Below are 24,873 nucleotides of genomic sequence, written 5' to 3'. Positions count from 1 at the left end.
ATGCTAGCGGCGCCATCGCCGCCCGGCGCGCATCTTCGGCCGATTCCGGACACAGGCGGATGATTTCCGGTACATTGACGAAACGCCTATCCGGAGGTTGCGATGATCGACAGACCCGCATGCTATCCCAGCCCTGCCGCCACCCCGCTGCCGCTCCTCGACGTGCTGACGTCGCCCGTCCCGCCGGGACGGTTCGATTCGCCCGTGGATGAGCGTCACGTGCTGTGCCTCCACCTCGGTGCGCCGGTGCCCGTGTCGTACCGGGCCGGCAGAGCCGAGCGCCAGGGCGTGCGGCTGCATGGGCAGTTTTGCGTGGTGCCCGGCGGGTCGAGTACGCGCTGGACGATGTCGCAGCCGGCGACTTCGCTGCTGTTGCGGCTGGCGCCCGCGCATCTGCGCGCCACGGCCCACGAGATGGGCCCGGGCGCGGGCAGCTTCGACCTCGCGCCGGCCATCCACATCCGCGATCCGCAAATCGAACGCATCGGCTGGATGATGCAGGCCGAGGAGCATGCCGGCTCCCCGGGCGGCCGGCTGTTCGCCGACAGTCTCGCCTCGGCGCTTGCCGTGCGCCTGGTCGCCCTGCAGTCACGCATCACGAACCCGCCGCCGGCACTGGCTTTGCCCGCATGGCGCCTGCGCCGCGTCATCGAATACATCGATGCCCATCTGGACCAGGAGCTCACCCTGGCCGAACTCGCGGCCGTCGCGGAATTCAGCCCGTCGCATTTCAAGGCCCTGTTCAAGCAGGCGGTGGGCGTGCCGGTCCACCGGTTCGTGCTCGAGCGCCGCGTCGAACGGGCGCGCCTGCGCCTGCTCGAGGGGAAACAGAGCATCACGGAGATCGCCCTGGAAGCCGGCTTCGCGCATCCGAGCCACATGGCGCGCTGGATGCGCCGGCTGCTGGGGTTGGGCCCTTCGCAGATCCGCGGTTAGAACTCGACGCGCTTCACGTTTTCATTTGGCAGCGCGATGCGCAGGCGCCGCGTCGCCGCGTCGAAGTGGACGTCGCGCGCAGGCTCGCCGTCGATGCGGACGCCGGCCGGCGCGGCCGCGAGGCCGATGATGTCGATGGCGCCCACGCGCTGATAACCGCGGTTGGGCGGCATCTCCAGCCGCACGCCGTGCGCGTCCTGGGTCACGGTGATCGTGCGCGACGCGCCCTGGCGGTAACCGTAGCCGTCGCCGGCATCCTGGAACACGTGGCTCGTGCCGCCGGCGCCGGCCGCGACGGCGATCGTCAGCGGCACGTTTTTCATCTCGCCCGTGTTTTGCACGACCGGCGCGACGGGCACGCCGGCACCGGCGCGGATGAACAGCGGCAGCCGGTCCAGCGGCGCGGCGACCTGCGCGGCGGTGCCGCCCGCGTGACGGGTGCCGTCCCACCAGTCGATCCACGTGTCCCCTTGCGGGAAATAGACGTCGCGGCGCGTTTGCCCCTCGTGCAGGACCGGCGCCACCAGCAGGTCGCCGCCCGCGAGAAACTGGTCGTCGACGAGGCGCGCGCGCGCGTCGCCCGGATAGGCGAACCACAAGGGCCGCATCGGCGGCGTGCCGGACTGCTCGTTGTCCGCGAACAGCGTGTACAGGTAAGGCAGCAGCCGGTAGCGCAGTTCGATCGTGGCGCGGTCGATGCGTTCGTAGGCGGCGCCGAAGGCCCACGGTTCGCGCGGCGCGGAGACGTCGTTGGAATGCGTGCGGAAGTATGGCGTCAGCGCCGCCGCCTGCAGCCAGCGGGTGTGCAGTTCCGCGCCCGGACTGCCCATGAAGCCGCCGACGTCGGCGCCGACGAACGGCACGCCCGACACGGACAGATTGGTGAGCATCGGGATGGTCAGCGCGAGGTGGGTCCAGGTCGGCGAGTTATCGCCCGTCCAGACGGCGGCATAGCGCTGCACCCCGGCGAAACCGGCACGCGTGAGCACCAGCGGGCGTTTATCCGGACGCAGGTTGCGCAATCCCTCGAAGCTGGCGCGCGCCATCTGCATGCCGTAGACGTTGTGGTATTGCGCATGCGTGCCGGGGATGCCGTCGCCGGCGTGCCGCGCGTCGAGCGGGAACGTCTTGTGCGGGCCCAGACTGATGTCCGGCTGCTTGAAATCGTCGGGGGCGAACACGCCGGGTTCGTTCATGTCGTTCCAGAAGCCGTCGACGCCCAGGTCGAGCGGCGCCTTGTACAGGCTGCCGAACCACGCCCGCGCCGCCGGCGACGTGAAGTCCGGGAACGCGCAGATGCCGGGCCAGACCTTCGCGTGCAACTCGCCGCCGTCGGCATTGCGCACGTAGATGCCCTGTTCGCGGCCGCTGCGGTAGATCGGATAGCGTTCGTCGAACTTGATGCCCGGGTCGACGATGGTCACGGCGTGGAAGCCCGCATCGTGCAGCCGGTCCAGCATCGTCTTCGGATCGGGGAACGTCTTGGGATTCCACGTGAACACGCGGAATCCGTCCATGTGGTCGATATCGAGGTAGATGACGTCGGCCGGGATGTGGCGCCGGCGGAATTCGTGGGCGACATCCAGCACCTGTTCCTGCGTCATGTACGACCAGCGCGATTGCTGGTAGCCCAGCGCCCACAGGGGCGGCAAGGCGCCGCGGCCCGTCAGCGCCGTGTAGTCGCGCAGGACGCCGGCCGGCGTGCGCGCGGGGCCGCCTGTGAAGACGTAGTAATCCAGCTCGCCGCCGGCGGCGCCGAAGCTGTAGCGGTGCGGGTCCGTCTTCCCCATGTCGAACCAGCTGCGCCGCGTGTTGTCGAAGAACAGGCCGTAGCTCTTGCCGTCGTGCAGGGCAATGAAGAACGGTATCGATTCATACGACGGATCGTGGCCCGCCGGGTAGTCGGGCACGTCCGAGTTCCACATCACCATGGTCTGCTGATGTCGAGAAAGGGGAAATGTTTTTTCCCCAAAACCGTAATACAGCTCGTAGTCGTCGCGGCGCATCGAGGTCTCGACGGTGCCGTCGACCGGGTTGAACGCCATCGGACGGGCCGGGTCGTCCGCGACGACGAGCTTGCCGGCGCCGTCGTACACCGAGATCGCCAGCTCGGGCCTGGTGCCGATCACCACGCGCGTGCCCGTGGCCGAGCGCAATTCCACCGATGCCTCGTGCGTCGTCAATGTCGCCCTGGATGTGGGCGGCGTCCCGGCGATGGCATACGACACGTCCGGCGCGAAGCGGCCGCCGGGGGTCATCCGCACGCGCACGACATCGGCTGTGACGAAGCCGACGTGGACCCGTGCGCCGCTGGACAGGCGCAGATCCAGGCCATCGTCGGACGGCAGCGTTTGCACGACGGCGCCGACCGTATGCGGGGCCGCGGCGGCGTGGACCGGCACGATGGAAGCGCACGCCGCGGCAAGGATGTGTGGAGTGAATCGCATCGGGACGTTATACAAAGTCGACGATGGGAACTCAACAGGCTTTCGCGAATCCGCCGCAGTTTAGCGGTGTTTTCGTAAACCCGGCGGCTGCGCGAACAGCGAGAAATCCGGCAGCTTGCCGTGCGCGTCCAGGTCGGCGGCGTCGCCGATGCGCAGGATCGTCGCCGGGTCCCATCGAACGCGGGCCAGGCCGGCAACCCGTTGCCGTTCGGACTGCCCGTGCGCGCGCGAGTCGCCCAGGTGTCGGCCAGCCGGTTCGCCAGCTGGCGGTCGTACGCGGACCACGGCCTGGCGTCCTGGCCGAGATGGTCGAACACGTACTGGATCTCGGCGCCATGCCCCGGCAGGACGTCCTTCGCATCCGGCGACTGCACGAGCAGGCCGCGCCGCAGCCGTAGCCGCAGGGCGTCACGGGTGCCGTCGGCCGGTGCGCGAAATAATAGACGTAGGGCTTGGCCCGGCCGTACCGCGCCTGCCGGCCGGCCCAGTACACCGTGCGCCAGCCCCACCAGTCGTTCGTGAGCTGGTCGATGGACGACTTGGCCTGCGCATCGGCCTGCGGCGGGCGCCAGCGCAGCTTGCCGACGGGCGGTGCGGCAAACGGCACGCCGAGATAGCGATTTATCCCGTCGGCGTATGTGCCGACGATCTGTCCTCCCGTCACCTTTACTGGCTCCGACACCGGCGCCGCCCCGGCCGCACCGGCCAGCAGGCAACCGGCGACGAGGGCCATGGCCCGCGCAGCTCCCATGATGTCTCTTCTTTGCTTGTCGGAATGATCATTTTAGCGAGCCGATATGGGCCAGGCCGTCGCGGCAAAAATAATTATCGAAATAATGAATTTGGCGCTTGCAAAGCACGAACGGCTCGGATAAATTTGTCGACATAATGATTATCGCAATAATTAATTTAAGGCAGCAGACCATCTGACCATTACCGGAGGAATCCATGAACAAGCCCACCCCCCTCAAGCTTTGCAACGTCCTCGGCGCAACCATCCTCGCCCTCGCGGCGCTGGGCACGGCCCGCGCGCAAACGGCCAGCCCGGCCGCGTTCCCGGCCATCAAGCAGATCGATGCCGGCGTGCTGAACGTCGGTTACGTCGACGCGGGTCCGGCCGATGGTCCCGTCGTGATCCTGCTGCACGGCTGGCCGTACGACATCCACAGCTATGTCGACGTCGTGCCGCTGCTGACGAAGGCCGGCTACCGCGTGATCGTGCCCCACCTGCGCGGCTACGGCACGACGCGTTTCCTCGATCCGGACGCCGTACGCAACGGCGAACCGGCGGCGCTGGCGAAAGACGTCGTCGACCTGATGGATGCATTGAAAATCGACAAGGCGATCCTGGCCGGCTACGACTGGGGTGCGCGCAGCGCCGACATCGTGGCCGCGCTGTGGCCCGAGCGGGTCAAGGGTCTGGTCTCGGTCAGCGGCTACCTGATCGGCAGCCAGGAAAACGGCAAGCAGCCGCTGCCGCCGAGCGCCGAGCTGCAATGGTGGTACCAGTTTTATTTCGCCACGGACCGCGGCGCCGCCGGCTACGCGAAGAACCGCCACGATTTCGCCAAGCTGATCTGGCAAACGGCATCGCCGCAGTGGCATGTCGACGACCGCACCTTCGACCGCAGCGCCGCCTCCCTCGAGAACCCGGACCACGTCGCGATCACCGTCTACAACTACCGCTGGCGCCTTGGCCTGATCCAGGGCGAAGCGCAATACGACAAGCTGGAAGCCCGCCTAGCGACGTTCCCGGCCATCACCGTGCCGACGATCACCCTGGAGGGCGACGCCAACGGCGCGCCGCATCCCGAACCGGCCGCGTACGCCAAGCGTTTCACCGGGAAATACAAGCATGAACTCGTCAAAGGCGGCGTGGGCCACAACCTGCCGCAGGAAGCGCCGCGCGCGTTTGCCGATGCCGTCATCGCGGTCGACCACCTGTAATCGCCGACAACTCCTCGAAAGGAAATCTCATGAGCAAGATCGACAACGTCCTCTACACCGGCAAGACCCGCACCACCGGCGGCCGCGCAGGCGGCGCGCGCAGCAGCGACGGCCGTCTCGACATCACCCTGTCGCCGCCGGGCAGCCACGGCAAGGGCACGAACCCGGAGCAGCTGTTCGCCGCGGGCTGGTCGGCCTGCTTCATCGGCGCGCTGGGACTGGCTGCGAAAGACCATCAAGTGGCGCTGCCGGCGGGCACGGCGGTCGATGCCGAAATCGACCTCGGCACCGGCGCCGACGGCTACGCGCTGCAAGCCCGCCTGGCCGTGAGCCTGCCCGGCGTGCCGCGCGACGTCGCCGAAGCGCTGGTCGCGTCCGCGCACCAGCGCTGCCCCTATTCGAAGATGTCGCGCGGGAATATCGACGTCGCCATCACGCTGGCGTGAGCCTCGATACGACGACGCCACCGGTCGAGGGTGGCGTCGTCGTTGCCGCGGGCATCCGCGATCAGTGGAAAAACAGGTACAGGATGACCAGCACGATTGCCGGCACGCCCAGGATCCAGGCCAGGAAATATTTGCCCATGATCGTTCTCCTTTCGTCAGCTTGTGATCATGGGTTCAGGATGCCGGTGGCGGACGCGGGCGTCCGTACGTTACTGCACGGTGTGCGCAAACAGCATCTGCAAGTCGTCCGGCCCGATGGCGGCCGCCAGAGCGCCTTCCGCATCCAGCACGGCATGGGCCAGCTCACCCTTGCGGCGCTGCATCTCCTGGATTTTTTCTTCGAGCGTGCCTTGCGCGATCAGCTTGTAGACGAGCACGGGGTGGTCCTGGCCGATGCGCCAGGCGCGGTCGGTCGCCTGGTTTTCGCTGGCGGGTTTCATCACGGGTCGTCACGGAAACGACGTGCTTGCAATTGCGTGTCACGGGACAGCTGCAGTCGCCGCTGAACCGGACGCCGCGCCGCGCGAAGCGTCCGGGCTTGACGGCTATCAGGCGGGCTGCGCCACCCGGGCCGCCCGTGCCATGCGCCAGATCGTCGTCGCATTGACGAGCGCCATCACGATCTCGAGCGCCGTGCCGCCGATCGAGCCGGCGATGATGTTATTCGCGATCCACAAGCAGGTCCCGCACAGCATCGCGAGTCGCATGGGGACGCCGCGCAGCAGGAACAGCGCGAGCGTGCCGATGCAGGACGCGGCCAGCGGCAGCCAATCCGTCATGCGCGTGGCGAGCGCAAGACCGAGAACGAGGTTCATCACGACGACGCCCCCCGCCACCCACAGCGAGCGGGTGTACAGCGCCAGCACGGAGCGCAGCAGCGACATGGTCGTGCTGGCGACAGGCGTCGGATTGCCGAGCAGGGCGAAGTGGACGATATAAGCCAGGCATTCGCCGGCCATGAACAGCTTGAAGCGGCGGTCGTCCTTTTGCATGGCGCACGCGACGCCGAGGACGAACGCGATATAGCCGACGCATTGCGCCGGCGCGAACCAATCGAGGGACATGAGCAATCAGCTGGGCGGGAACGGCAGAACCGCGCATTATAGCCCGCTTCCTGGTCTAGAATGGCCGGGCAGTCCCGACAACCGATGTCTTCAAAGGAGAGCTCCCATGAAAGCTGTCAACCTTGGTATCGCCTGCCTGTCCGCGCTGTTCGCCCTGTCCGCCCATGCCGCCGATCCGGCCCCGGTCAAGAAAGTCGACGGCATCCTCGTCGACGCCCACGGCATGACCGTGTACACCTTCGACAAGGACGTCGCCGGCAGCGGCAAGAGCGCCTGCAAGGGCCAGTGCGCGGAAAACTGGCCGGCCGTGAAGGCGGGCGACGCGCCGCTGTCCGAGCCCTATTCGGCGATCGTGCGCGACGACGGCACCAAGCAGCTCGCCTACCACGGCAAGCCGCTGTACACGTACATCAAGGATAAAAAGGCCGGCGAGCGCGAAGGCGACAAGAAGATGAACGTCTGGCACGTCGTGACGGATTAACGGCCAGGACGCGCGCCGTCCACACTGTCGCGCACGACCCGCAGCTTGGTCAGCTGGCCATGGCGGTAGGTGTACAGCGTGAGCGCGGCGTCGCGCAGGTCGCCGTTCGCATCGAAGGCGATGGTGCCCGTGATGCCCTGGTACTTGATCTTGGCGAGCGCCGGCAAAAACGTCGCCGGGTCGGACGATCCGGCCGCGCGCATGGCGGCGGCGAATGCCATCGTCGCGTCGTAGGCGTACGGCGCGTACGTCTGGAACGCCATGCCGTAGCGCGTCTTGTAGCGCGCCGAGAAGGCCGCCATGCCCGCTTCCAGCGGCGCGTCGACGCCGCCCGCCACCACGCAGATCACCTTGTCGTCGCCGAGCGCGCTTCCCGCCAGCTGCGGCAGCTTTTCCGAGCACACGCCGTCGCCCGACACGAATTTCGCGTCGATGCCCAGCGCCTGCATCTGCTTGAGCATCGGACCGGCCGTGGCATCCATGCCGCCGTAGAAGATCACGTCCGGACGGCGCGCGCGGATCTGCGTGAGGATCGCATTGAAATCCGTCGCACGGTCGTTGGTGAACTGGCGGCTGACGATCTCCGCGCCGCCAATCCGCTTGACGTCCTTCGCGAACTGGTCGGCCAGGCCCTGGCCGAACGCGGTGCGGTCGTCGATGATGGCGATCTTTTTCGCCTTCAGGGTGTTGATCGAATAATTCGCGAGCACGCGGCCCACGAGGTCGTCGTTGGCGACGATGCGAAATGCCGTCTTGTAGCCCTGGTGCGTGTACAGCGGCGTGGTGGCGGCCGGCGAGATCTGCGGGATGCCGGCGCTGTTGTAGATCTTCGAGGCCGGCACCGTCGTGCCGGAATTCAGGTGCCCGACGACGGCGACGACGCCGGCATCGACGAGTTTTTGCGCGACGGCCGTGCCGAGCTTCGGATCGCTGCCGTCGTCCTCCGCCAGCAAGACCCACTTGACCTTCTTGCCGCCAATCGCCGCCCCCTGCGCATTCAAGTCGTCGATCGCCAGGCGGGCGCCGTTCTCGATGTCCTTGCCCTGGTGCGCGCTGGGGCCGGACAGCGGCGACGCGCTGCCGATTTTCACTTGCGATTGGGCGTGGGCGGCCGGGACGACGGCCAGCGAGAACAAGGTGGCGAAGCAGATCAGACGCATGGGCTATTCCTTCAGGGTGATGTCCTGATTGTAATGCCCAGCGGCCCCGCTTACGACAACCAAAAGTCACCGACCACGCTTGACTTCCCGCTCCGGAGGGCTAGGCTGCATGAAGCGGCTTCGCCGCGCGACAACCACACGGAGAGGGACATGGACGCACAAGACAACAAACGGATCGTCATGGAAGGCTACCGGCTGTTTCAGAACGGCGACATTCCCGCCATGATGGCCTACGCACACGACGACGCCGTGTGGATCGGCCCCGACGCGGAAGCCCTGCCCTTCGCCGGCAGCTTCCATGGCAAGGCGGAAGTCGCGCGCTTCTTCTCGGAACTGGGCGCGGCCATGCAGCCCACGCGCTTCGTCATCAAGGACGTCATCGCGGAAAACGACAAGGTCGTGGTCCTCGGCGAGGCCACGTGGCTGGTCAAGTCCACCGGGCGCAGCTACGACAGCCCGTGGGTCCATGTCTTCACCATGCGCGACGGTAAATTCGTCCGTGTCGAGGCGCTGTTCGACACGGCGCCGGCCGAGCGCGCCTTCCGCCCCGACCGGCCGGACCAGATGGCCGCCGCGATGGCGCTACGTCATTGAGGGGCCGCCCTCTTTCGCGTGCGCGGCCACGCGGCTGCCGCGTATCGCCGCGCGGACGGCTCGAGGGTCTGCGACAAGCCGCCGGAGTGGCGCAGCCGTCCACCCTACCGGCGGTTGCGCTGACCAGAAGACGACGCGCTGCCCCGGCGCCAGGTACATCCTGTCGCCCGGCTTCACGCCGAACGCGTCGTAGACATGGTAGCGGGACCACGCGTCGGCCAGGTTCGCGCAGGGCTGTGCATGGGCGCCGCGGTGGATGGTGCGCCGCCATGGCCGGCCCTCGAGATCCGGCCGGTCCGGATCCGAATACCCGATGCGATTGAACGGCTTGTTCAGTGTCATCGCATGCGGTGTCGAGCCGGCGGCGACTTGGCGGTTCCGCTCGGCCCGGTTCCGGACCCCGCGTGCGGTGCCGGCCGCGCGCGAAATCATCGCGCTCGAACGTGAAGTACGACTTCCACGTGTCGACCGGCGTGGCGGCAAGGATGCCGTCCAGCTCATGGTGTCCACGGTTGTGTAGGCTTGCGGTGCCAAAGCACCCTTGCCCGGTGCCAAGGGCATCCCCATCTACCATGCCATGCCCGACTTCATCCGCCTCGTCCCGTTCATCGCCGTGCTGGCCGCGGCCGCCGCGCCCGCGCACGCGGACGAGCTCGCCAACCTCATCAATGCCTGGCGTGCCGCACCCGGCGATTGCGACGGCCGGCCCGCCGCGGCTGCCGGGCCGCTGGCCGTCGAGCCGGCGCTGTCCCGTATCCGCATCGGTCCCGGCACCTTTCTCGAGTCGGCCTTGCGGAACGCCGGCTACGAAGCGGCGCATGCCGAAGCGATCACGGTCACGGGGCCGCCGGACGCGCGCGCGGCGATGGAAGTCATCGGCCAAACATATTGCCGCACGCTGCGTGCCGCGGCATTCACCGCGATCGGCACGGCGCACATCGGCAACGAGTGGCAAGTCGTACTGGCGCAGCCCGTCGTGATTCCCCCGCTGCCGGACTGGCCGGATGCGGGACAAGACATCCTCGCGCTCGTGAACGCCGCGCGCGCCCGGCCGCGCACGTGCGGGACACAGGCGTTCGGCCCCGCCGGACCGCTCAAGTGGAACCCGCTGCTGGGCCAGGCCGCGCTCGCACACAGCACCGACATGGCGCAGAAACACTATTTCAATCACAAGCAGCCGGACGGCAGCCTGCCCGCCGACCGCGCGACGGCCGCCGGCTACCGTTGGGTGCGCGTGGGCGAGAACATCGCGTCGGGCCAGCGCACGGTCGACGAAGCCGTCGCATCGTGGCTGGACAGCCCGGGCCACTGCGCCAACATCATGAATCCCGCCTTCACGGAAATGGGCGCGGCCTACGCGATCAATCCGCAGAACCGCAACCGCACCGCGTACTGGACGCAAGTGTTCGGCGCTCCACGTTAATTGATTCCGGCTATAGGCTTCATAAAAAATAACATATTGTGCGCAATTGGATTGCGCGCTATAGTTCACCCCATGGAAACGAACGACGCAAACGCTGCTCTCCTGCTCGACAACCAGTTGTGCTTCGCACTCCACTCGGCATCGCTGGCGATGACGAAGGTGTACAAGCCGCATCTGGACAAGCTGGGCGTGACGTATCCGCAGTACCTGGTGCTGCTGGTGCTGTGGGAGCGCGACGGCCTCACGGTGTCGGACATCGGCGAGCGGCTGTACCTCGATTCCGGGACATTGACCCCGCTGCTGAAGCGGCTCGAGGCGCAAGGCCTGGTCGACCGCTCCCGCGATCCGGCGGACGAACGCCGCGTCGTGATCCGGCTGACCGGCCGGGCGCGGGCGCTGAAGGAACAAGCGGCCGGCATCCCGGCGTGCATCCTGGGCGCCACCGGTTGCGACGTGCAAGAACTGGTAAGACTCGTCGGCGAGATCAAGGCCATGCGCGACAAGCTCGCCGGCGCGACGTAAAAGCGATTTATGTGCAGTACGAACTCAACCACTGAAAGGTAATGCGATGACCACCAAACTCGATAAAGTCCTGTACACCGCCAAGGCACACACGACCGGCGGCCGCGAAGGCCAATCCCGCAGCGACGACGGCCTGCTGGAAGTGAAACTGGCTCCGCCGAAAGAAATGGGCGGCAAAGGCGACGCCACCAACCCGGAACAACTGTTCGCTGCAGGCTACTCGGCCTGCTTCATGGGCGCGATCAAATTCGTCGCCGGCCAGAAGAAAGTGGCCGTGCCGGCCGACGCAGCGATCGACGCCAGCGTCTCGATCGGGCCGATCCCCAACGGTTTCGGCCTGGCCGTGGAACTGGCCGTGAGCCTGCCGGGCCTGGACCGCGCCGTGGCGCAGGACCTGGTGGAGTCGGCCCACATCGTGTGCCCGTACTCGAACGCAACCCGCGGCAATATTGACGTCAAGCTGAGCCTGATCTAACGCAAACCGGGGTCAGAGCCCGATTTTGGGAAATTTCTCAAAATCGGGCTCTGACCCCGGTGTTTAATCAGCTGCGGCATAACGATTTGTTTTTTCTATTAGATCCATATAAACAGATAGTTTGCACGAATGCCAGTCAGGCTCTACCATGGTCACGAATAGACCTCGGCTATCGAATTTAAATCATCGATAGCCTAACCATTGAGAGAGCCGCCATGACCCATTTGACCACCGCCTCCGGCATCCCCGTCGACGACAACCAGAATTCGATCACGGCCGGCCCGCGCGGCCCCGTGCTGCTGCAGGACTTCCACCTGATCGAGAAACTGCAGCATTTCAACCGCGAACGCATCCCCGAGCGCGTCGTGCACGCGAAAGGATCGGGGGCCTACGGCACCTTCACCGTCACCCACGACATCAGCAAGTTCACGAAGGCCAAGCTGTTCGCGGCCGTCGGCAAGCAGACGGAGACGTTCCTGCGTTTCTCCACCGTCGGCGGCGAAAAGGGTTCGGCCGACACGGAACGCGATCCGCGCGGTTTCGCCGTGCGCTTCTACACCGAGGAAGGCAACTGGGATCTGGTGGGCAACAACACGCCGACGTTCTTCCTGAAGGACGGCATCAAGTTCCCCGACTTCATCCACACCCAGAAGCGCGACCCGCAAACCAACCTGAAATCCGCGCAAAACGTGTGGGACTTCTGGAGCCGTGCGCCGGAAAGCCTGCACCAGGTGACGATCCTGTTCTCCGACCGTGGCACTCCGGACGGCTACCGCCACATGGACGGCTTCGGCAGCCACACCTATAGCCTGATCAATGACGCGGGCGAACGTGTGTGGGTCAAGTGGCACTTTAAGACCTTGCAGGGCATCAAAAACCTGACCGCAAGCGAAGCGCAGCGCCTGGCCGGCGTCGATCCGGACTACGCCCAGCGCGACCTGTTCAACGCCATCGCCAAGGGCGACTTCCCGCGCTGGAGCGTGGAGATCCAGGTCATGGACGACGCGCAGCGCGCCGCCTGGGAAGCGAAGACAGGCTGGGACGCGTTCGATCTGACCAAGGTGTGGCCGCAGGGCGAATTCCCGCGCCTCCCGGTCGGCATCCTGGAACTGAACCGCAATCCGGACAACTACCATGCCGACGTCGAGCAGGCCGCCCTGTCGCCGTCGAACATCGTGCCAGGCATGGGCTACAGCCCGGACAAGATGCTGCAGGCGCGCCTGTTCGCCTACCACGACGCCCAGCTGTACCGCGTCGGCACGAACCACCAGCATCTGCCGGTGAACCGCCCGCGCTGCCCGTTCCACAACCAGCAGCGCGACGGCGCGATGGCGATCGCCAACGGCGGCGCGGCCGCGAACTATGATCCGGTCCGCGCCGACATCCCCGCCGCCGGCGGGTTCGGCCACGGCGACGCCGGCTGGCAGCTGGAAGGCGCCGCGGGGCGCTACGACACCCGCGCCATCGACGATCACTTCACGCAGGCCGGCAACCTGTTCCGTCTGCTGACCGACGAAGGCAGGCGCAACCTGATCGACAACATCGCCGGGTCGCTGTCCGGTGCGGACGCTGCTACCCAGGATCGCCAGATCGGGCACTTCCTGAAAGCGGATCCGGCGTATGGCCAGGGAGTGGCGGAGGCGATTCGCCGGTTGCAGAACAAAGCATAAGACGTTCATACCGACGGGCCGGACGGCATTGCTGTGGCCCGCTTTTCATTCCGGATTCTCACCAAAAATCACATTAAGTCTTTCATTTTAAAGGGTTTCTGGACATTACAAACAGACACGGACGGCGCCGCCGGCCAAGCCTACCGCTTCTACCGCGCCGCCTTCGACCGCACGCCGGACCTGCCCGGCCTCGGCTTCTGGATCGGCGCGATGGACAAGGGCTCGTCCGTGCAAGACCTGGCGGCGGGCTTCTCGACGTCGAAGGAATTCAACGACATGTACGGCGGCGCGAGCAATGCCGACATCGTGAGCCGGCTGTACCACAACGTGCTGCACCGCACGCCGGAACAGGCGGGATACGACTACTGGCTGCACGTCCTCGACAACAGGCAGGCGGGCCTGTCGGACGTGCTGGCCGCGTTCAGCGAAAGCGCCGAGAACAAGGATGCGGTGGCGGAGCTGATCGCGAGCGGGATCCTGTTCACGCCCTGGCAGGGCTAGCCGTCGGCCTGCGCCGCGAGCCACGGCACGATTACGTCCAACAGGCGCTGCGGCGCCTCGATCGGGATCATGTGGCCCGTGTCCTCGATGACGGCCAGCGTGGCGCCGGGGATGGCGGCCGTCATCTCCTGCGCTTCCGCCAGGCTGCGCAGCTGGTCGTCCGCGGCCGCCACGACGAGTGTCGGGCAGCGGATCTCGCCGGACCGTGCGAGGTCGCCCGGCCGGTCCAGCAGCGACTGGCGCCGGAACACGTCGCCGCCGAGACGCATGCCCATCGCGCGGATCCGCTCGATCAGCGCCTCGTTGTCGCGCTGCTTCGGATGCAGCGACGTGGCGACAGCCGTGCGGCTCAGGCCACTGAACGCGATGGACGGCGCCGCGTTCCCGATCGCGCCCTTGCGCCGTTGCAGTGCGGCCGTGTCGCCGCGGGTGGACGTCGAGATCAGCACGAGCGCCTGCACGCGGTCGGGCGCCTGGCGCGCGATCGCGCGGGCGACGTAGCCGCCCATCGAAAACCCCACGAGCAGGAAGTTTGCTGGCGCCGTCTCGAGCACGCGGCGCGCCATCGCCTCGACCGACGTGTCGTGGCGCAGGTCGGCATGGACGACCGGGCCGAAGCGCGCCAGCGCCGGCACCATGTCGTCCCACAAGGTTTCGTCGGCCATGAAGCCGGGGACAAGAAGAATAGCCATCCGCGCATCGTAGCTCACCCGCGCCGGATAGGCGAACCGACATATAACGCACTGTCCTGAGTCGCCTCAAGGTGGACCGGCCCCGATACGATTTTCATTGGCTCTTGCTTCCGAGAAACCAAGGAACCCCATGAAACCATCCGCCACCTCCAGCGTGCGCAACCAGCTCCGGTTCGCGTTCGCTGTCGTCGTCGCGCGATCGTTCCTCGCGACGGCCATCGCCGTCCGGCGCCTGCAAGTCCTGTCGGACGACACCCAGGCACTCACCCAACGGCCGCTCGTCAAGGAGCGCCTGATGGCCGGCTGGCTCCTGAACACCTCGGTCGCCGCCAAGCGCACCGGCTCCATCGCGCGTTCCGCCGATCCGGAACCGACCGTCAGCAGGGGGCGGTTGCCGCAAATGGGTTTCTCAGGCAACATCGTCCCTATCCTTCATCTTTACGCATGACGCCATGAACCTGCCTGCCCACCAACTCACCATGACGGTCCTGATGACCCCGGATACCGCGAATTTTTCCGGTAACGTGCACGGCGGGAACATCCTGAAACTGCTCGACCAGGTGGCCTACGCTTGCGCCAGCCGCTATGCCGGCACCTATGTCGTGACGATGAGCGTCGACCAGGTGACGTTCCGCCAGCCCATCCACGTGGGCGAGCTGGTGACGTTCCTGGCCGCCGTGAACTACACGGGCCGCACGTCGATGGAAATCGGCATCAAGGTCGTGGCCGAGAACATCCGCACGCAGCAGGTGCGCCACGTGAACAGCTGCTTCTTCACGATGGTGGCCGTGGGCGACGACAAGCAACCGGTCCCCGTCCCGCCGCTGCGCCCGTTCGGGCCGGACGAGCAGCGCCGCTACGAGGAAGCCAAGGCCCGCAAGGAGCTGCGCCTGGCGCTCGACCGCCAGCACGAGGAACGGGCCGCCGGCCGGCAGAACTGAGCGCCTACACAAAAATTATGGATTTCGCGTAACCCGTGCTATACTGCGCCGCCTTGGCCTGGTAGCTCAGTTGGTAGAGCAGAGGATTGAAAATCCTTGTGTCGGTGGTTCGATTCCGCCCCGGGCCACCAAGAACATGCCTCACACAACGCCGACCCTCACTGGTTGGCGTTTCTGTTTCCAGCGTCCGAACTTTGCATTCGGTCCAGCCCCGGTCAAATCGTCCACCTGTCCAGCCAGCGTCCTATTTGGAATTCCTCCATGGAAATTAAAGTCAACTTTCTCGATAAGCTCCGTCTTGAAGCCAAGTTCGATGATTTCACGGTGGTGGCCGACCAGCCGATCCGCTATAAAGGCGATGGCTCGGCGCCGGGCCCTTTCGATTATTTTCTGGCCTCGTCGGCTTTGTGCGCGGCATATTTTGTGAAGCTGTATTGCGACACCCGCAATATTCCGACCGAAAATATCCGGCTGTCGCAGAATAATATTGTCGATCCGGAAAACCGTTACCAGCAGATTTTCAAGATCCAGGTCGAGCTGCCGCCGGATATTTCCGACAAAGACCGCCAGGGCATTTTGCGCTCCATCGACCGCTGCACGGTGAAAAAGGTGGTGCAGACCGGCCCCGAGTTCGTCATCGAAGAGGTCGAGAATCTCGACGCCGATGCCCAGGCATTGCTGACATTACAGCCGGATGCCGGATCGCGTACCTATATCCCGGGCAAGGATCTGCCCCTGGAGCAGACGATCGCGAATATGTCGGGCTTGTTGGCGAGCTTGGGCATCAAGATCGAAATCGCGTCGTGGCGCAATATCGTGCCGAACGTCTGGTCGCTGCACATCCGCGACGCGCATTCGCCGATGTGTTTCACCAACGGCAAGGGATCGACCAAGGAAAGCGCGCTGGCGTCGGCCTTGGGCGAGTATATCGAGCGCCTGAGCAACAACCATTTCTATGCCGGCGCCTTCTGGGGCGAGGACATCGCCAACGCGCCGTTCGTGCATTACCCGGACGAACGCTGGTTCCAGCCTGGTCCCGACGACGCGCTGCCGGCCGGGATTCTCGACGCGTATTGCCTGGACATTTACGATCCCGACGGCGAGCTGCGTGGCTCGCACCTGGTCGACACCAACTCGGGCAATGTGGAGCGCGGCATCGTGTCGCTTCCGTACGTGCGGCATTCGGACGGCGAGGTCGTGTATTTTCCATCGAACCTGATCGAAAACCTGTATGCCAGCAATGGCATGAGTGCCGGCAATACGCTGGCCGAAGCGCAGGTGCAATGCCTCTCCGAAATCTTCGAACGGGCGGTCAAGCGCGAAATTCTGGAAGGTGAACTGGCACTGCCCGATGTGCCGCACGACGTGCTGGCGAAATACCCTGGCATCCTGGCCGGCATTCAGGGCTTGGAAGAGCAGGGTTTTCCGGTGCTGGTCAAGGACGCGTCGCTGGGCGGCACCTATCCGGTCATGTGCGTTACCTTGATGAACCCGAAGACGGGCGGTGTCTTTGCCTCGTTCGGCGCGCACCCCAGCTTCGAAGTGGCGCTGGAGCGGAGCCTGACGGAATTGATGCAAGGCCGCAGTTTCGAAGGCCTGAACGATTTGCCTCAGCCGACCTTTGCCAGCAATGCCGTGACTGAGCCCAATAACTTTGTCGAGCACTTCATCGATTCCAGCGGCGTGGTGTCGTGGCGATTCTTCAGCGCCAAAGCCGATTTCGATTTCGTCGAGTGGGACTTTACTGCCCAGGGCGAAAATGCCAATGCCGAGGAGGCCGCGACCTTGCTCGGCATTCTCGAAGACATGGGCAAGGAAGTGTACATGGCGGTGTACGACCAGCTGGGCGCCGTCGCCTGCCGGATTTTGGTGCCCGGCTATTCGGAAATCTACCCGGTCGAGGATCTGGTCTGGGATAACACCAACAAGGCATTATTGTTCCGCGCCGATATCCTGAACCTGCATCGCCTGGACGATGCGGCCCTGGCCGCGCTGCTCGAGCGTCTGGAGAACAATGAACTGGATGAGTATTCCGACATCGCCACCCTGATCGGCATCGAATTTGACGAGAATACGGAGTGGGGACAACTGACCGTTCTCGAGTTGAAACTGCTGATTCACCTCGCCTTGCGGCAATTCGAGGATGCGCACGATCTGGTGGGCGCCTTCCTGCAGTACAACGACAATACCGTCGAGCGCCGATTGTTTTATCAGGCCTTGAATGTCGTGCTGGAAGTGGTGCTCGATGACGACCTGGAACTGGACGATTACGTGGTCAATTTCCGCCGGATGTATGGCAATCCCCGGATGGACGCCGTGCTGGGCTCGGTCGACGGCAGCGTGCGCTTCTTCGGCTTGACGCCGACGAGCATGAAGCTGGAAGGCCTCGACAGGCACCACCGCCTGATCGACAGCTACAAAAAACTGCACATCGCGCGGGCCAGGGCGGCTGCCGCGTCCAACCAGACCAACGAGTAAAGGCATGGCGTCATGACGACCTTTCCCCCCTGCCCCGCCTGCGGTTCGGCGCTGACCTACGAGGACGGCTCGGGCAACTACGTCTGCCCCGAATGCGCGCATGAATGGCCGGTCAAGGCCGCAGCGGCCGCGGACGAGGCGGCGCGCGTGTGGCGCGACGCGGCCGGCAACGTGCTGCAGGACGGCGACACCGTCACCGTTATCAAGGACCTCAAGCTGAAAGGCGGCGGCGGCGTCGTCAAGCAAGGCACCAAGGTCAAGAACATCCGCCTCGTCGACGGCGATCACGACCTCGACTGCAAGATCGACGGCTTCGGCGCGATGAGCCTGAAGTCGGAATTCGTTCGCAAGAGCTGATCAGCGCGGCGCCCCGGCGGGACGCGGCGGCTGGCTATCGAAGAACCGCCATATCGCCGCGCTCGCGTCCAGCGCCGTCGATGCCGCTTCCTTGCCCGGTCGTACGCGGTCGGCGCCAGGCCACGAATGGCCGCCGGTGTCCGTCACGCAGAGTTGGACCTGGGCGCCGCCGGCGCAATTCCTGTAGGCGTCGCACCAGGCGCCCGGCACTTGCAGCACACGCTGCGGGCCGCCGCTGCACTGGTCGCGCTGGACCCAGCGCGCAATCGTCTCCGGCACCGACATAAAATCCATCACGCTATGCGGGTCGCGGAATGCACCGGGACCGGCACCGCCATCGAACCGCACGTGGTCGTCGTCGCGGGCGTGGATATGGAGCACGGAGACGGGACGCGACGGGCTGCAACGCGTGGTGGCATCGGTGCCTGCGACCGAGGCGACGGCCCGGAACACGTCCGCCGCCTCGCACGCAAGACGGTGGGCGAACATGCCGCCATTGCTCATTCCCGTTGCGAACACGCGGCCGGCATCGACGGCATAGCGCGCCTCGATCGCGTTGACGACGGCGCGTGCAAAGCCGACGTCGTCGCTGTCCTGGTCGCGCGCGTAGCCGCAGCACGCACCCGCGTTCCAGGTCGCCAACCGGCCGCCGGGCAGCCTGCTCGCGCCGTTGGGGAAGGCGACGATGAATCCGCCCTGGTCGGCCTGGCGTTGCAGGCCGTATCGGCTATCGTCGGCCATGAAGCCCGCACTGCCGCCGCCGCCATGAAAAGCCAGCACCAGCGGCGCAGGACGGCCTGGATCATACCCGGCGGGCACGTGGACCAGCACGTTGCGGCCCTGCACCCGGATCTGCTGCGTCTGCGCGGCAGCCGGCAGCGCGGACGCGATAAGGCAGTACGACACGACGTGGTAGCGCAGCTTCATGGGCAATCCCTTCAGGTGATATCCGATTCGGTATGACCGGCGCACAATCCGTCATTGGACGCTCGCCGTGGTTCAGCCTAGCATCATGCCATCGGTCCGATCCACGAGAACAAAAAATGAAGAGACATCTCGCCGCCCTCCTCCTTGCGGCCGCGGCGCCGCTGTGCGTTGCCCAATCCACGACGCCGTCCCCCGTCAAACTCGCCATCGACGCCGCGCAGGTCAAGGGTCCCATGACGCCGATCTGGGCCTGGTTCGGCTACGACGAACCGAATTACACGACGGCGCCTAACGGTAAAAAGCTGCTGAGCGACATCGCCGCCCTGAGCCCGGTCCCGGTGTACGTCCGCGCGCACAACCTCATGACGTCCGGCGACGGCAGCTACGCGCTCAAATGGGGCTCGACGAATATGTACAGCGAAGACAGGGACGGCAGGCCGGTCTACGACTGGACCATCGTCGACCGCATCTTCGACACGTATATCGAACGCGGCATGAAGCCGCTGGCGCAGATCGGCTTCATGCCGGAAGCGCTGTCGCAGCGCCCGCAGCCGTATCGCCATCACTGGAAGCCCGGCACGCCCTACCAGGAGATCATGACCGGCTGGGCCACGCCGCCGAAGGACTACGGCAAGTGGTCGGAGCTGATCTACCAATGGGTCAAGCACAGCGTCGCGCGCTACGGGCAGAAGGAAGTCGAGAGCTGGTATTGGGAAGTGTGGAACGAGCCGGACGGCTTCTACCTGATCGCGCCCGACGTTAAACATGAATACTTCAAGATGTACGACTACGCGGCCGATGCGGTGAAACGCGCGCTGCCGACGGCGCGCATCGGCGGTCCGCACACGGCCGTCGCGGGGCGCTTCATGGACGACTTCCTGCGCCACTGCCTGCACGAGACCAACTACGCGACCGGCAAGACCGGCACGCCGCTGGACTTCGTCGCCTTCCACGCCAAGGGCGCGCCGAAGGTGGTCGACGGCGTCGTGCGGATGGGCATGGACACGCATTTCCGCCACCTCGACGAAGGCTTCGCGCTCGTCGAACAACATCCGGAATTGAAAAACATCCCCGTCATCATCGGCGAATCCGACCCGGAAGGCTGCGCCGCCTGCGGCATGCAGACCAATCCGGAAAACGCCTACCGCAACGGCACGCTGTACGCGAGCTACACGGCCGCCTCGATCGCGCGCGAGTACGACCTGGCCGCACGGCGCGGCGTCAACCTGATCGGCGCGGTGAACTGGTCGTTCGAATTCGAGGACCAGCCCTGGTTCGCGGGCTTCCGCGACCTGGCGACCAACGGCGTCAACAAGCCGGTGCTGAACGTGTTCCGCATGCTCGGCATGATGCGCGGCGACCGCGTGGCGGTGACGGGCGACCAGGCCTACGACGCGGCGCGCATCCAGGCCGCCGGCGTGCGCGGCGCGCGCACCGACATCGACGCGCTGGCGGCGAAGGACGCGCACCATATCGCCGTCATGGTCTGGAATTACCACGACGACGACGTCATCGACGCCGGCTCCCCCGTCGAGCTTCGCATCGCCGGCATTCCCGCCAAACAGGTGCAACTGCGGCATTACCGCATCGACCAGGACCACAGCAATTCGTACGCCGCCTGGAAGCGCATGGGCTCCCCAGCGCATCCGACGGCACCGCAGATAGCCGAGTTGCAAAAGGCAAGCGAGTTGGCACAAGTGGAGGCGACGACGGTGGCGACGCGGGACGGCACCGCCACGGTCAGGATGCAGTTGCCGCGGCAGGCGGTGTCGCTGGTTACGCTAACCTACTGATTTGCCGTGAGCGGCCACTAACATTACCGGGACATTAACTTTGTAACAGAACGTGGCCATTGCCATTTTTGTCACGAACCTGTCACTCCCCTGGACGATCCTGTGCGCGACCCGATCCCATCGATCGCGTACTTCCGATTCTGACCAGGAGATTCTCGTGAGGTTAGCAAAGACCTTCATTACCCCGCTCGCGCTCGGCATCCTGCTGGCCGCGTGCGGCAGCGACAGCGACGGCACCACCGTCGCGTCCACCACCCCGGCAGCCCCGGCGACCCCGACCGCAACCCGCACGATCATCATGGTGTGGGACGGCCTGCGCCCCGATTCCGTCAACGCGACGGACACCCCGAACCTGTACGCGCTGCGCCAGAGCGGCGTCAATTTCAGCGACAACCACTCGACCTACCCGACCTTCACGATGATGAACGCATCGTCGTTCGCGACGGGTTCGTTCCCGAAAACCAGCGGCTTCTACGGCAACACGTTCTGGACGCCGCCGCAAGGCAGCGCCAACACGATCCCGGCCGGCAGCGGCGCCGGCGGCGCGGCCCAGGATTACCAGGACCCCGTGTTCACCGAAGACTACGCGGTGCTGACGACGCTGAACGATTACTACGGCGGCCAGCTGCTGCTCGTGAAGAGCCTGTTCGCCACCGCCCAGGCGGCCGGTCTGACGACGGCCACGATCGGCAAGACGGGCGCGGCGTACCTGCAGGACCTGGGCAAGGGCGGCGTCTTCCTCGACGAGAACACGGTGCAGCCGCGCAGCCTCGTCACCGAGCTGCAAGGCGCGGGCATCGCCCTGCCGGTCAACGTCGTCAAGAATTATTCCGGTGCCGATGCCGTCACGCTCGCCGCCAACAACGGCAACCCGACGGCGCGTGCAGGCTATGTCACGTTCAACACCACGGCGTACGACCCCAACGGCAAAGTGACCGTCGCCGCGCGCGATTCGGCCGACACCACGCAGGGCGCGCCGGAAGACGCGGCCAACAAGTACATGATGTCGGTGTACACGCAATACATCCTGCCGCAGAAGAAGCCGATGCTGTCGCTGATCTGGTTCCGCACGCCGGACAACGTCGAACACGGCTACGGCCCTGGCAGCGCCAACATGAAGGCCGGCCTGCGCTCGCAGGACGCGCGCCTGGGCGAGCTGATCGCCGCGCTGCGTGCCAACGGCATGGACAACTCGACCAATATCGTCGTCGTCTCCGACCACGGCCACTCGAGCGTCTCGGGTCCGGTGTCGACCTTCCCGCTGCGCGCCATCACGGCGTCGACCACGCTCCCGACCGGTGGCGTCAGCGGCGCGGCGATCGGCGCGCCCGATCCGAACGGCTTCTCGTTCTCGGGCGACGTGCGCTCGGCCGACCTGCTGACCTACCGCGGCTTCGCGGCCTATGACGGCGCGGGCTGCTCGACGAGCGCCATGTACGGCCTCACCGCCGACGGCAAGCCCGTCATCCCCGTCAACGTCGACACGACCGGCACCCTGTGCGGCAGCGCCAACGCCAAGTACCAGGCCATCAGCGCGGGTCTGACGAAACCGGTCGCCAGCTTCAAGGTGCCGGCACCGGGCAACCTGCCGGCCAACGGCATCGTCGTCGCCGCGAACGGCGGGTCCGACTATTTCTATGTACCGGGCCATGACGCGGCCACCGTCCAGAAGCTGGTGACGGTCCTGCAGCAGCGCGAGGAATACGGCGCGATCTTCGTCGACAGCCGCTACGGCAACATCCCGGGCACGCTGCCGCTGGCGCAGGTGAACCTGGAAAACGCCAAACGCCAGAACAATGGCCAGCCGGACGTCGTCGTATCCTTCAACTGGGATTACAACACGTCGGTGCAGGGCATGCCGGGCATCGAGTTCGAAAGCGTCGGCGGCCAGCGCGGCATGCACGGCAGCTTCGGCATTTCGGACGTGCACAACACGCTGATCGCCAACGGCCCCTCGTTCCTGTCCAATAAAGTCGTCACGACGCCGTCCGGCAACGTCGACGTGGCGCCGACCGTCGCCTACCTGCTCGGCCTATCCATGCCGCAGGCCGACGGCCGCGTGCTGAACGAAGGCCTGGCATCGCCGGCCACCAAGGACGTGCCGACCGTGACGCCGTCGACCGTGACCCCGGCCGCCGCCGCCACCGGCCTCACGTTCGAACTGCCGACGGACCCGACCGGCGCCGCGAAGGACACGGCACTGACCAAGGGCACATACAACGTCGAGCTGTCGGTGAAAGACCTGACCGTGGGCGGCAAGTCGTACCGCTACTTCGACTCGGCCCGTGCGGTGCGCAACTGATATGGCCATCGCCCTTCCTGGTGACACCGGAAGGCGCGCGTCGCGGTCGCTCGTGCTCTGCACGGCGGCCGCGGCCGTGTTTTCCGCCCCATTGACCTGCGCCGCCGCGCCCGATTTCGACCACGTCTTCAGCACGCGCGGCGAGCCGGCGGCCACCCATTTCCAGGCCACTTATTTCGCCGGCGGCACGGAACACCACGTGGAAGTCTGGCGCGACGGCGACCGCCGCATCCGCCGCCGCACGGACGACAAGGCGGAAAGCTTTGCCGTGCACACGCCGGGCAGTCCGGACTACCGGCTGTCCGTGCTCGATCTCGGCCGCAAGATCCGCACCGACATCGACCGCGACAACCTGTACCGCATCGGCCAGTTCACCGACTGGTTCGACCTCGGCCACGGCCTGCGCCATCCCAAGGGCGACTACCGCCTCGTGAAGGCTGCCACGCCGCACGGGGCCGCGCACGCCATCGGCGCGTGCGAGTGGGTCGCCCTCGTCCAGGGCGCGCAGACGACGCACGTGTGCTGGAGCACGACGGCGAAGCTGCCGCTGCTGATCCAGGCCGCCGACGGCCGCATCGTGTGGCGCGTGACGAGCGTCGACCACAAGGCGATTCCGGACCAGGTCTTCGTCATCCACGACGCCGGGTTCATCCGCAACGACGCGAACGCGGACATCGAGCGCGACTGAGCCAGCGCAATGCCCGTCCCGACGCCACCTCCGGGTGGCGTTTCTTCATGAACTGAACCCATCGGCCGGGGTCATACACATCGTCGAGGTAACGTGTGGAGCCCGCCGATGCGCTGGATTGTCCTGCTCCTGTTCGTGGCCAGCGCGGTCTACGTGCACCTGCGCGGACGCGTGCGCCACCGCGTGTTCCGCCAGCTGTCCGACCACTCGACGTTCACCGCGCCGCTGAACTGCTTCTGCTACCTGTTTTCCGCCGTGCCGACGACGCCCTTCGTGCCGATGTCGTACTTCCCGGAACTGGCGGCGCTGAAAAACGAGTGGCGCACGTTCCGGCATGAAGCGCTGGCGCTGGTCGACATGCAACGCATCCGTCCGTCCGACAAGGTCGACGACATCGGCTTCAATTCCTTTTTCCGGCGCGGCTGGAAGCGTTTCTACCTGAAGTGGTACGACAATCCGCATCCGTCGGCAAAGACGCTGTGCCCGCGCACGGTCGCCATCCTGGAACGCATCCCGTCCGTCAAGGCCGCGATGTTCGCGCTGCTGCCGGCGGGCGGCACGCTGGGCCTGCACCGCGATCCGCTGGCCGTGTCCGTGCGCTATCACCTGGGGCTCGTCACGCCCAACGACGACCGCTGCGCCATCGTCGTCGACGGCGTGCCGTACGCGTGGCGCGACGGCGAGGACGTCCTGTTCGACGAAACCTATCTGCACGACGCTGCCAACCGGACGGACCAGGACCGCATCATCCTGTTCTGCGACGTCGAACGGCCGCTGAAGTATCGCTGGGCCCAGGCCGTGAGCCGCGTCGTCGGCGGCTTTCTGCTGCGCGCGTCGGCGGCGCCGAACGAAATCGGCGACCGCACGGGCGGCCTGAACCGCGCCTTCCGCTACCTGTACGTGCTGCGCCGCTTCGGCAAACGGCTCAAGGCGTGGAACCGCACCGTCTATTACGTCTTCAAATGGAGCCTGTTCGGCGCGCTGGCGTTCGTCCTGTTCCGGCACTGATGTCACACGCCGGTAACGTGC

At 65.9% G+C, this 24,873-nt stretch carries 26 protein-coding genes, 1 tRNA gene and 2 pseudogenes; 20 read left to right on the top strand and 9 right to left on the bottom strand.

Annotated elements, in window-relative coordinates; translation table 11 throughout:
* The first annotated feature begins 102 nt into the window (after positions 1-102).
* Positions 103-936: a helix-turn-helix domain-containing protein gene (locus BVG12_RS23210; RefSeq protein ID WP_075794462.1), complete on the top strand. Its 834-nt coding sequence runs from the start codon at positions 103-105 to the stop codon at positions 934-936.
* Here the strand turns inward: BVG12_RS23210 and BVG12_RS23205 are convergent.
* Positions 933-3,383: a glycoside hydrolase family 31 protein gene (locus tag BVG12_RS23205; RefSeq protein ID WP_083685341.1), complete on the bottom strand. Its 2,451-nt coding sequence runs from the start codon at positions 3,381-3,383 to the stop codon at positions 933-935. The two genes, BVG12_RS23210 and BVG12_RS23205, sit on opposite strands and share 4 nt — an antisense overlap.
* A 218-nt stretch (positions 3,384-3,601) precedes the next feature.
* A pseudogene (locus tag BVG12_RS35885) lies at positions 3,602-3,700 on the bottom strand (hypothetical protein); the annotation flags it as partial.
* Between the two features lie 135 nt (positions 3,701-3,835).
* On the opposite strand from BVG12_RS35885, the gene BVG12_RS34855 reads away from it, so the two are divergent.
* A complete protein-coding gene (locus BVG12_RS34855; RefSeq protein WP_218921097.1) occupies positions 3,836-4,000 on the top strand; it encodes a hypothetical protein in 165 nt (54 codons plus the stop codon).
* On the opposite strand, the pseudogene BVG12_RS35270 reads toward BVG12_RS34855, so the two are convergent.
* Positions 3,988-4,116: pseudogene (locus BVG12_RS35270) on the bottom strand (hypothetical protein); the annotation flags it as partial. The gene BVG12_RS34855 and the pseudogene BVG12_RS35270 overlap by 13 nt on opposite strands.
* A gap of 215 nt (positions 4,117-4,331) precedes the next feature.
* On the opposite strand from BVG12_RS35270, the gene BVG12_RS23195 reads away from it, so the two are divergent.
* Together BVG12_RS23195 and BVG12_RS23190 are read left to right on the top strand one after the other, a co-directional pair.
* Positions 4,332-5,330 (top strand): alpha/beta fold hydrolase, encoded by a 999-nt coding sequence (locus BVG12_RS23195; RefSeq protein ID WP_075794460.1) that lies wholly within the window; start codon positions 4,332-4,334, stop codon positions 5,328-5,330.
* Between the two features lie 29 nt (positions 5,331-5,359).
* Positions 5,360-5,776 carry an organic hydroperoxide resistance protein gene (locus BVG12_RS23190; RefSeq protein WP_075794459.1) on the top strand — a complete coding sequence of 139 codons (417 nt, stop codon included), beginning with the start codon at positions 5,360-5,362 and terminating at the stop codon, positions 5,774-5,776.
* Between the two features lie 209 nt (positions 5,777-5,985).
* Here the strand turns inward: BVG12_RS23190 and BVG12_RS23185 are convergent, their stop codons facing one another.
* Positions 5,986-6,216 carry a hypothetical protein gene (locus tag BVG12_RS23185; protein ID WP_370662812.1) on the bottom strand — a complete coding sequence of 77 codons (231 nt, stop codon included), beginning with the start codon at positions 6,214-6,216 and terminating at the stop codon, positions 5,986-5,988.
* Between the two features lie 108 nt (positions 6,217-6,324).
* Positions 6,325-6,840 (bottom strand): YgjV family protein, encoded by a 516-nt coding sequence (locus BVG12_RS23180; protein WP_075794458.1) that lies wholly within the window; start codon positions 6,838-6,840, stop codon positions 6,325-6,327.
* A 106-nt stretch (positions 6,841-6,946) separates the two neighbouring features.
* On the opposite strand from BVG12_RS23180, the gene BVG12_RS23175 reads away from it, so the two are divergent.
* Complete coding sequence (locus BVG12_RS23175; protein ID WP_075794457.1) at positions 6,947-7,321, top strand: COG4315 family predicted lipoprotein; 375 nt, start codon at positions 6,947-6,949, stop codon at positions 7,319-7,321.
* Here the strand turns inward: BVG12_RS23175 and BVG12_RS23170 are convergent.
* Positions 7,318-8,481: a branched-chain amino acid ABC transporter substrate-binding protein gene (locus BVG12_RS23170; protein WP_075794456.1), complete on the bottom strand. Its 1,164-nt coding sequence runs from the start codon at positions 8,479-8,481 to the stop codon at positions 7,318-7,320. The two genes, BVG12_RS23175 and BVG12_RS23170, sit on opposite strands and share 4 nt — an antisense overlap.
* A 150-nt stretch (positions 8,482-8,631) precedes the next feature.
* Between BVG12_RS23170 and BVG12_RS23165 the strand changes: the two genes are divergently transcribed.
* Positions 8,632-9,075, top strand: coding sequence for a nuclear transport factor 2 family protein (locus BVG12_RS23165; RefSeq protein ID WP_075794455.1), 444 nt, complete (start codon positions 8,632-8,634; stop codon positions 9,073-9,075).
* Here BVG12_RS23165 and BVG12_RS23160 read toward each other — a convergent pair.
* Positions 9,064-9,507: a hypothetical protein gene (locus BVG12_RS23160; protein WP_075794454.1), complete on the bottom strand. Its 444-nt coding sequence runs from the start codon at positions 9,505-9,507 to the stop codon at positions 9,064-9,066. The genes BVG12_RS23165 and BVG12_RS23160 overlap by 12 nt on opposite strands.
* 109 nt (positions 9,508-9,616) lie before the next feature.
* On the opposite strand from BVG12_RS23160, the gene BVG12_RS23155 reads away from it, so the two are divergent.
* The 5 genes from BVG12_RS23155 to BVG12_RS23135 all read left to right on the top strand — a co-directional run bounded on the left by BVG12_RS23155 (position 9,617) and on the right by BVG12_RS23135 (position 13,666).
* On the top strand, positions 9,617-10,498 hold the full coding sequence (locus BVG12_RS23155) for a CAP domain-containing protein (RefSeq protein ID WP_229503693.1): 882 nt from the start codon (positions 9,617-9,619) through the stop codon (positions 10,496-10,498).
* A 72-nt stretch (positions 10,499-10,570) separates the two neighbouring features.
* Positions 10,571-11,020, top strand: a complete 450-nt coding sequence (locus BVG12_RS23150; RefSeq protein WP_075794453.1) for a MarR family winged helix-turn-helix transcriptional regulator — start codon at positions 10,571-10,573, stop codon at positions 11,018-11,020.
* A 46-nt stretch (positions 11,021-11,066) separates the two neighbouring features.
* Positions 11,067-11,495 carry an organic hydroperoxide resistance protein gene (locus BVG12_RS23145; protein ID WP_075794452.1) on the top strand — a complete coding sequence of 143 codons (429 nt, stop codon included), beginning with the start codon at positions 11,067-11,069 and terminating at the stop codon, positions 11,493-11,495.
* A 215-nt stretch (positions 11,496-11,710) separates the two neighbouring features.
* Entirely contained in the window at positions 11,711-13,165 is a 1,455-nt protein-coding gene (locus tag BVG12_RS23140; RefSeq protein ID WP_075794451.1) for a catalase, read from the top strand.
* 33 nt (positions 13,166-13,198) lie between these two features.
* Complete coding sequence (locus BVG12_RS23135) at positions 13,199-13,666, top strand: DUF4214 domain-containing protein (protein WP_075794450.1); 468 nt, start codon at positions 13,199-13,201, stop codon at positions 13,664-13,666.
* Here BVG12_RS23135 and BVG12_RS23130 read toward each other — a convergent pair.
* Entirely contained in the window at positions 13,663-14,358 is a 696-nt protein-coding gene (locus BVG12_RS23130; RefSeq protein ID WP_075794449.1) for an alpha/beta fold hydrolase, read from the bottom strand. The two genes, BVG12_RS23135 and BVG12_RS23130, sit on opposite strands and share 4 nt — an antisense overlap.
* A gap of 130 nt (positions 14,359-14,488) precedes the next feature.
* On the opposite strand from BVG12_RS23130, the gene BVG12_RS23125 reads away from it, so the two are divergent.
* The 5 genes from BVG12_RS23125 to BVG12_RS23105 all read left to right on the top strand — a co-directional run bounded on the left by BVG12_RS23125 (position 14,489) and on the right by BVG12_RS23105 (position 18,134).
* A complete protein-coding gene (locus tag BVG12_RS23125; RefSeq protein WP_075794448.1) occupies positions 14,489-14,806 on the top strand; it encodes a hypothetical protein in 318 nt (105 codons plus the stop codon).
* Positions 14,807-14,810: 4 nt separating this feature from the next.
* The gene (locus BVG12_RS23120) at positions 14,811-15,299 is read left to right on the top strand and encodes an acyl-CoA thioesterase (protein WP_075794447.1); all 489 of its coding nucleotides are present in this window, start codon (positions 14,811-14,813) and stop codon (positions 15,297-15,299) included.
* 55 nt (positions 15,300-15,354) lie between these two features.
* Positions 15,355-15,430 (top strand) — tRNA-Phe (locus BVG12_RS23115).
* Between the two features lie 130 nt (positions 15,431-15,560).
* Positions 15,561-17,777, top strand: coding sequence for an OsmC domain/YcaO domain-containing protein (locus BVG12_RS23110; protein ID WP_075794446.1), 2,217 nt, complete (start codon positions 15,561-15,563; stop codon positions 17,775-17,777).
* 12 nt (positions 17,778-17,789) lie between these two features.
* The gene (locus BVG12_RS23105) at positions 17,790-18,134 is read left to right on the top strand and encodes a zinc ribbon domain-containing protein YjdM (RefSeq protein WP_075794445.1); all 345 of its coding nucleotides are present in this window, start codon (positions 17,790-17,792) and stop codon (positions 18,132-18,134) included.
* On the opposite strand, the gene BVG12_RS23100 is transcribed toward BVG12_RS23105, so the two are convergent.
* Positions 18,135-19,061 (bottom strand): extracellular catalytic domain type 1 short-chain-length polyhydroxyalkanoate depolymerase, encoded by a 927-nt coding sequence (locus BVG12_RS23100; RefSeq protein WP_075794444.1) that lies wholly within the window; start codon positions 19,059-19,061, stop codon positions 18,135-18,137.
* A 116-nt stretch (positions 19,062-19,177) separates the two neighbouring features.
* Here BVG12_RS23100 and BVG12_RS23095 point away from each other — a divergent pair, with 116 nt between their 5' ends.
* The 4 genes from BVG12_RS23095 to BVG12_RS23075 all read left to right on the top strand — a co-directional run bounded on the left by BVG12_RS23095 (position 19,178) and on the right by BVG12_RS23075 (position 24,852).
* Positions 19,178-20,854: a GH39 family glycosyl hydrolase gene (locus BVG12_RS23095; RefSeq protein WP_075794443.1), complete on the top strand. Its 1,677-nt coding sequence runs from the start codon at positions 19,178-19,180 to the stop codon at positions 20,852-20,854.
* Positions 20,855-21,011: 157 nt separating this feature from the next.
* A complete protein-coding gene (locus tag BVG12_RS23085) occupies positions 21,012-23,156 on the top strand; it encodes an alkaline phosphatase family protein (protein WP_229503692.1) in 2,145 nt (714 codons plus the stop codon).
* 1 nt (position 23,157) lies between these two features.
* A complete protein-coding gene (locus BVG12_RS23080; RefSeq protein WP_075794440.1) occupies positions 23,158-23,844 on the top strand; it encodes a hypothetical protein in 687 nt (228 codons plus the stop codon).
* A 108-nt stretch (positions 23,845-23,952) separates the two neighbouring features.
* A complete protein-coding gene (locus BVG12_RS23075; protein WP_075794439.1) occupies positions 23,953-24,852 on the top strand; it encodes an aspartyl/asparaginyl beta-hydroxylase domain-containing protein in 900 nt (299 codons plus the stop codon).
* Positions 24,853-24,873: the final 21 nt, after the last annotated feature.

This window comes from Massilia putida (assembly GCF_001941825.1).
GTDB lineage: Bacteria > Pseudomonadota > Gammaproteobacteria > Burkholderiales > Burkholderiaceae_D > Telluria > Telluria putida.
Note: the sequence above shows the minus strand (reverse complement) of the source record. Positions and strands in the feature narration are given on the sequence as shown.

Bases quoted from the DNA above. Each gene is read 5' to 3' on its own strand.
- BVG12_RS23210 (WP_075794462.1), top strand. From the start codon at position 103: ATGATCGACAGACCCGCATGCTATCCCAGCCCTGCCGCCACCCCGCTG.
- BVG12_RS23205 (WP_083685341.1), bottom strand. From the start codon at position 3,383: ATGCGATTCACTCCACACATCCTTGCCGCGGCGTGCGCTTCCATCGTG.
- BVG12_RS23195 (WP_075794460.1), top strand. From the start codon at position 4,332: ATGAACAAGCCCACCCCCCTCAAGCTTTGCAACGTCCTCGGCGCAACC.
- BVG12_RS23190 (WP_075794459.1), top strand. From the start codon at position 5,360: ATGAGCAAGATCGACAACGTCCTCTACACCGGCAAGACCCGCACCACC.
- BVG12_RS23185 (WP_370662812.1), bottom strand. From the start codon at position 6,216: ATGAAACCCGCCAGCGAAAACCAGGCGACCGACCGCGCCTGGCGCATC.
- BVG12_RS23180 (WP_075794458.1), bottom strand. From the start codon at position 6,840: ATGTCCCTCGATTGGTTCGCGCCGGCGCAATGCGTCGGCTATATCGCG.
- BVG12_RS23175 (WP_075794457.1), top strand. From the start codon at position 6,947: ATGAAAGCTGTCAACCTTGGTATCGCCTGCCTGTCCGCGCTGTTCGCC.
- BVG12_RS23170 (WP_075794456.1), bottom strand. From the start codon at position 8,481: ATGCGTCTGATCTGCTTCGCCACCTTGTTCTCGCTGGCCGTCGTCCCG.
- BVG12_RS23165 (WP_075794455.1), top strand. From the start codon at position 8,632: ATGGACGCACAAGACAACAAACGGATCGTCATGGAAGGCTACCGGCTG.
- BVG12_RS23160 (WP_075794454.1), bottom strand. From the start codon at position 9,507: ATGATTTCGCGCGCGGCCGGCACCGCACGCGGGGTCCGGAACCGGGCC.
- BVG12_RS23150 (WP_075794453.1), top strand. From the start codon at position 10,571: ATGGAAACGAACGACGCAAACGCTGCTCTCCTGCTCGACAACCAGTTG.
- BVG12_RS23145 (WP_075794452.1), top strand. From the start codon at position 11,067: ATGACCACCAAACTCGATAAAGTCCTGTACACCGCCAAGGCACACACG.
- BVG12_RS23140 (WP_075794451.1), top strand. From the start codon at position 11,711: ATGACCCATTTGACCACCGCCTCCGGCATCCCCGTCGACGACAACCAG.
- BVG12_RS23130 (WP_075794449.1), bottom strand. From the start codon at position 14,358: ATGGCTATTCTTCTTGTCCCCGGCTTCATGGCCGACGAAACCTTGTGG.
- BVG12_RS23125 (WP_075794448.1), top strand. From the start codon at position 14,489: ATGAAACCATCCGCCACCTCCAGCGTGCGCAACCAGCTCCGGTTCGCG.
- BVG12_RS23120 (WP_075794447.1), top strand. From the start codon at position 14,811: ATGAACCTGCCTGCCCACCAACTCACCATGACGGTCCTGATGACCCCG.
- BVG12_RS23110 (WP_075794446.1), top strand. From the start codon at position 15,561: ATGGAAATTAAAGTCAACTTTCTCGATAAGCTCCGTCTTGAAGCCAAG.
- BVG12_RS23105 (WP_075794445.1), top strand. From the start codon at position 17,790: ATGACGACCTTTCCCCCCTGCCCCGCCTGCGGTTCGGCGCTGACCTAC.
- BVG12_RS23100 (WP_075794444.1), bottom strand. From the start codon at position 19,061: ATGAAGCTGCGCTACCACGTCGTGTCGTACTGCCTTATCGCGTCCGCG.
- BVG12_RS23095 (WP_075794443.1), top strand. From the start codon at position 19,178: ATGAAGAGACATCTCGCCGCCCTCCTCCTTGCGGCCGCGGCGCCGCTG.
- BVG12_RS23080 (WP_075794440.1), top strand. From the start codon at position 23,158: ATGGCCATCGCCCTTCCTGGTGACACCGGAAGGCGCGCGTCGCGGTCG.
- BVG12_RS23075 (WP_075794439.1), top strand. From the start codon at position 23,953: ATGCGCTGGATTGTCCTGCTCCTGTTCGTGGCCAGCGCGGTCTACGTG.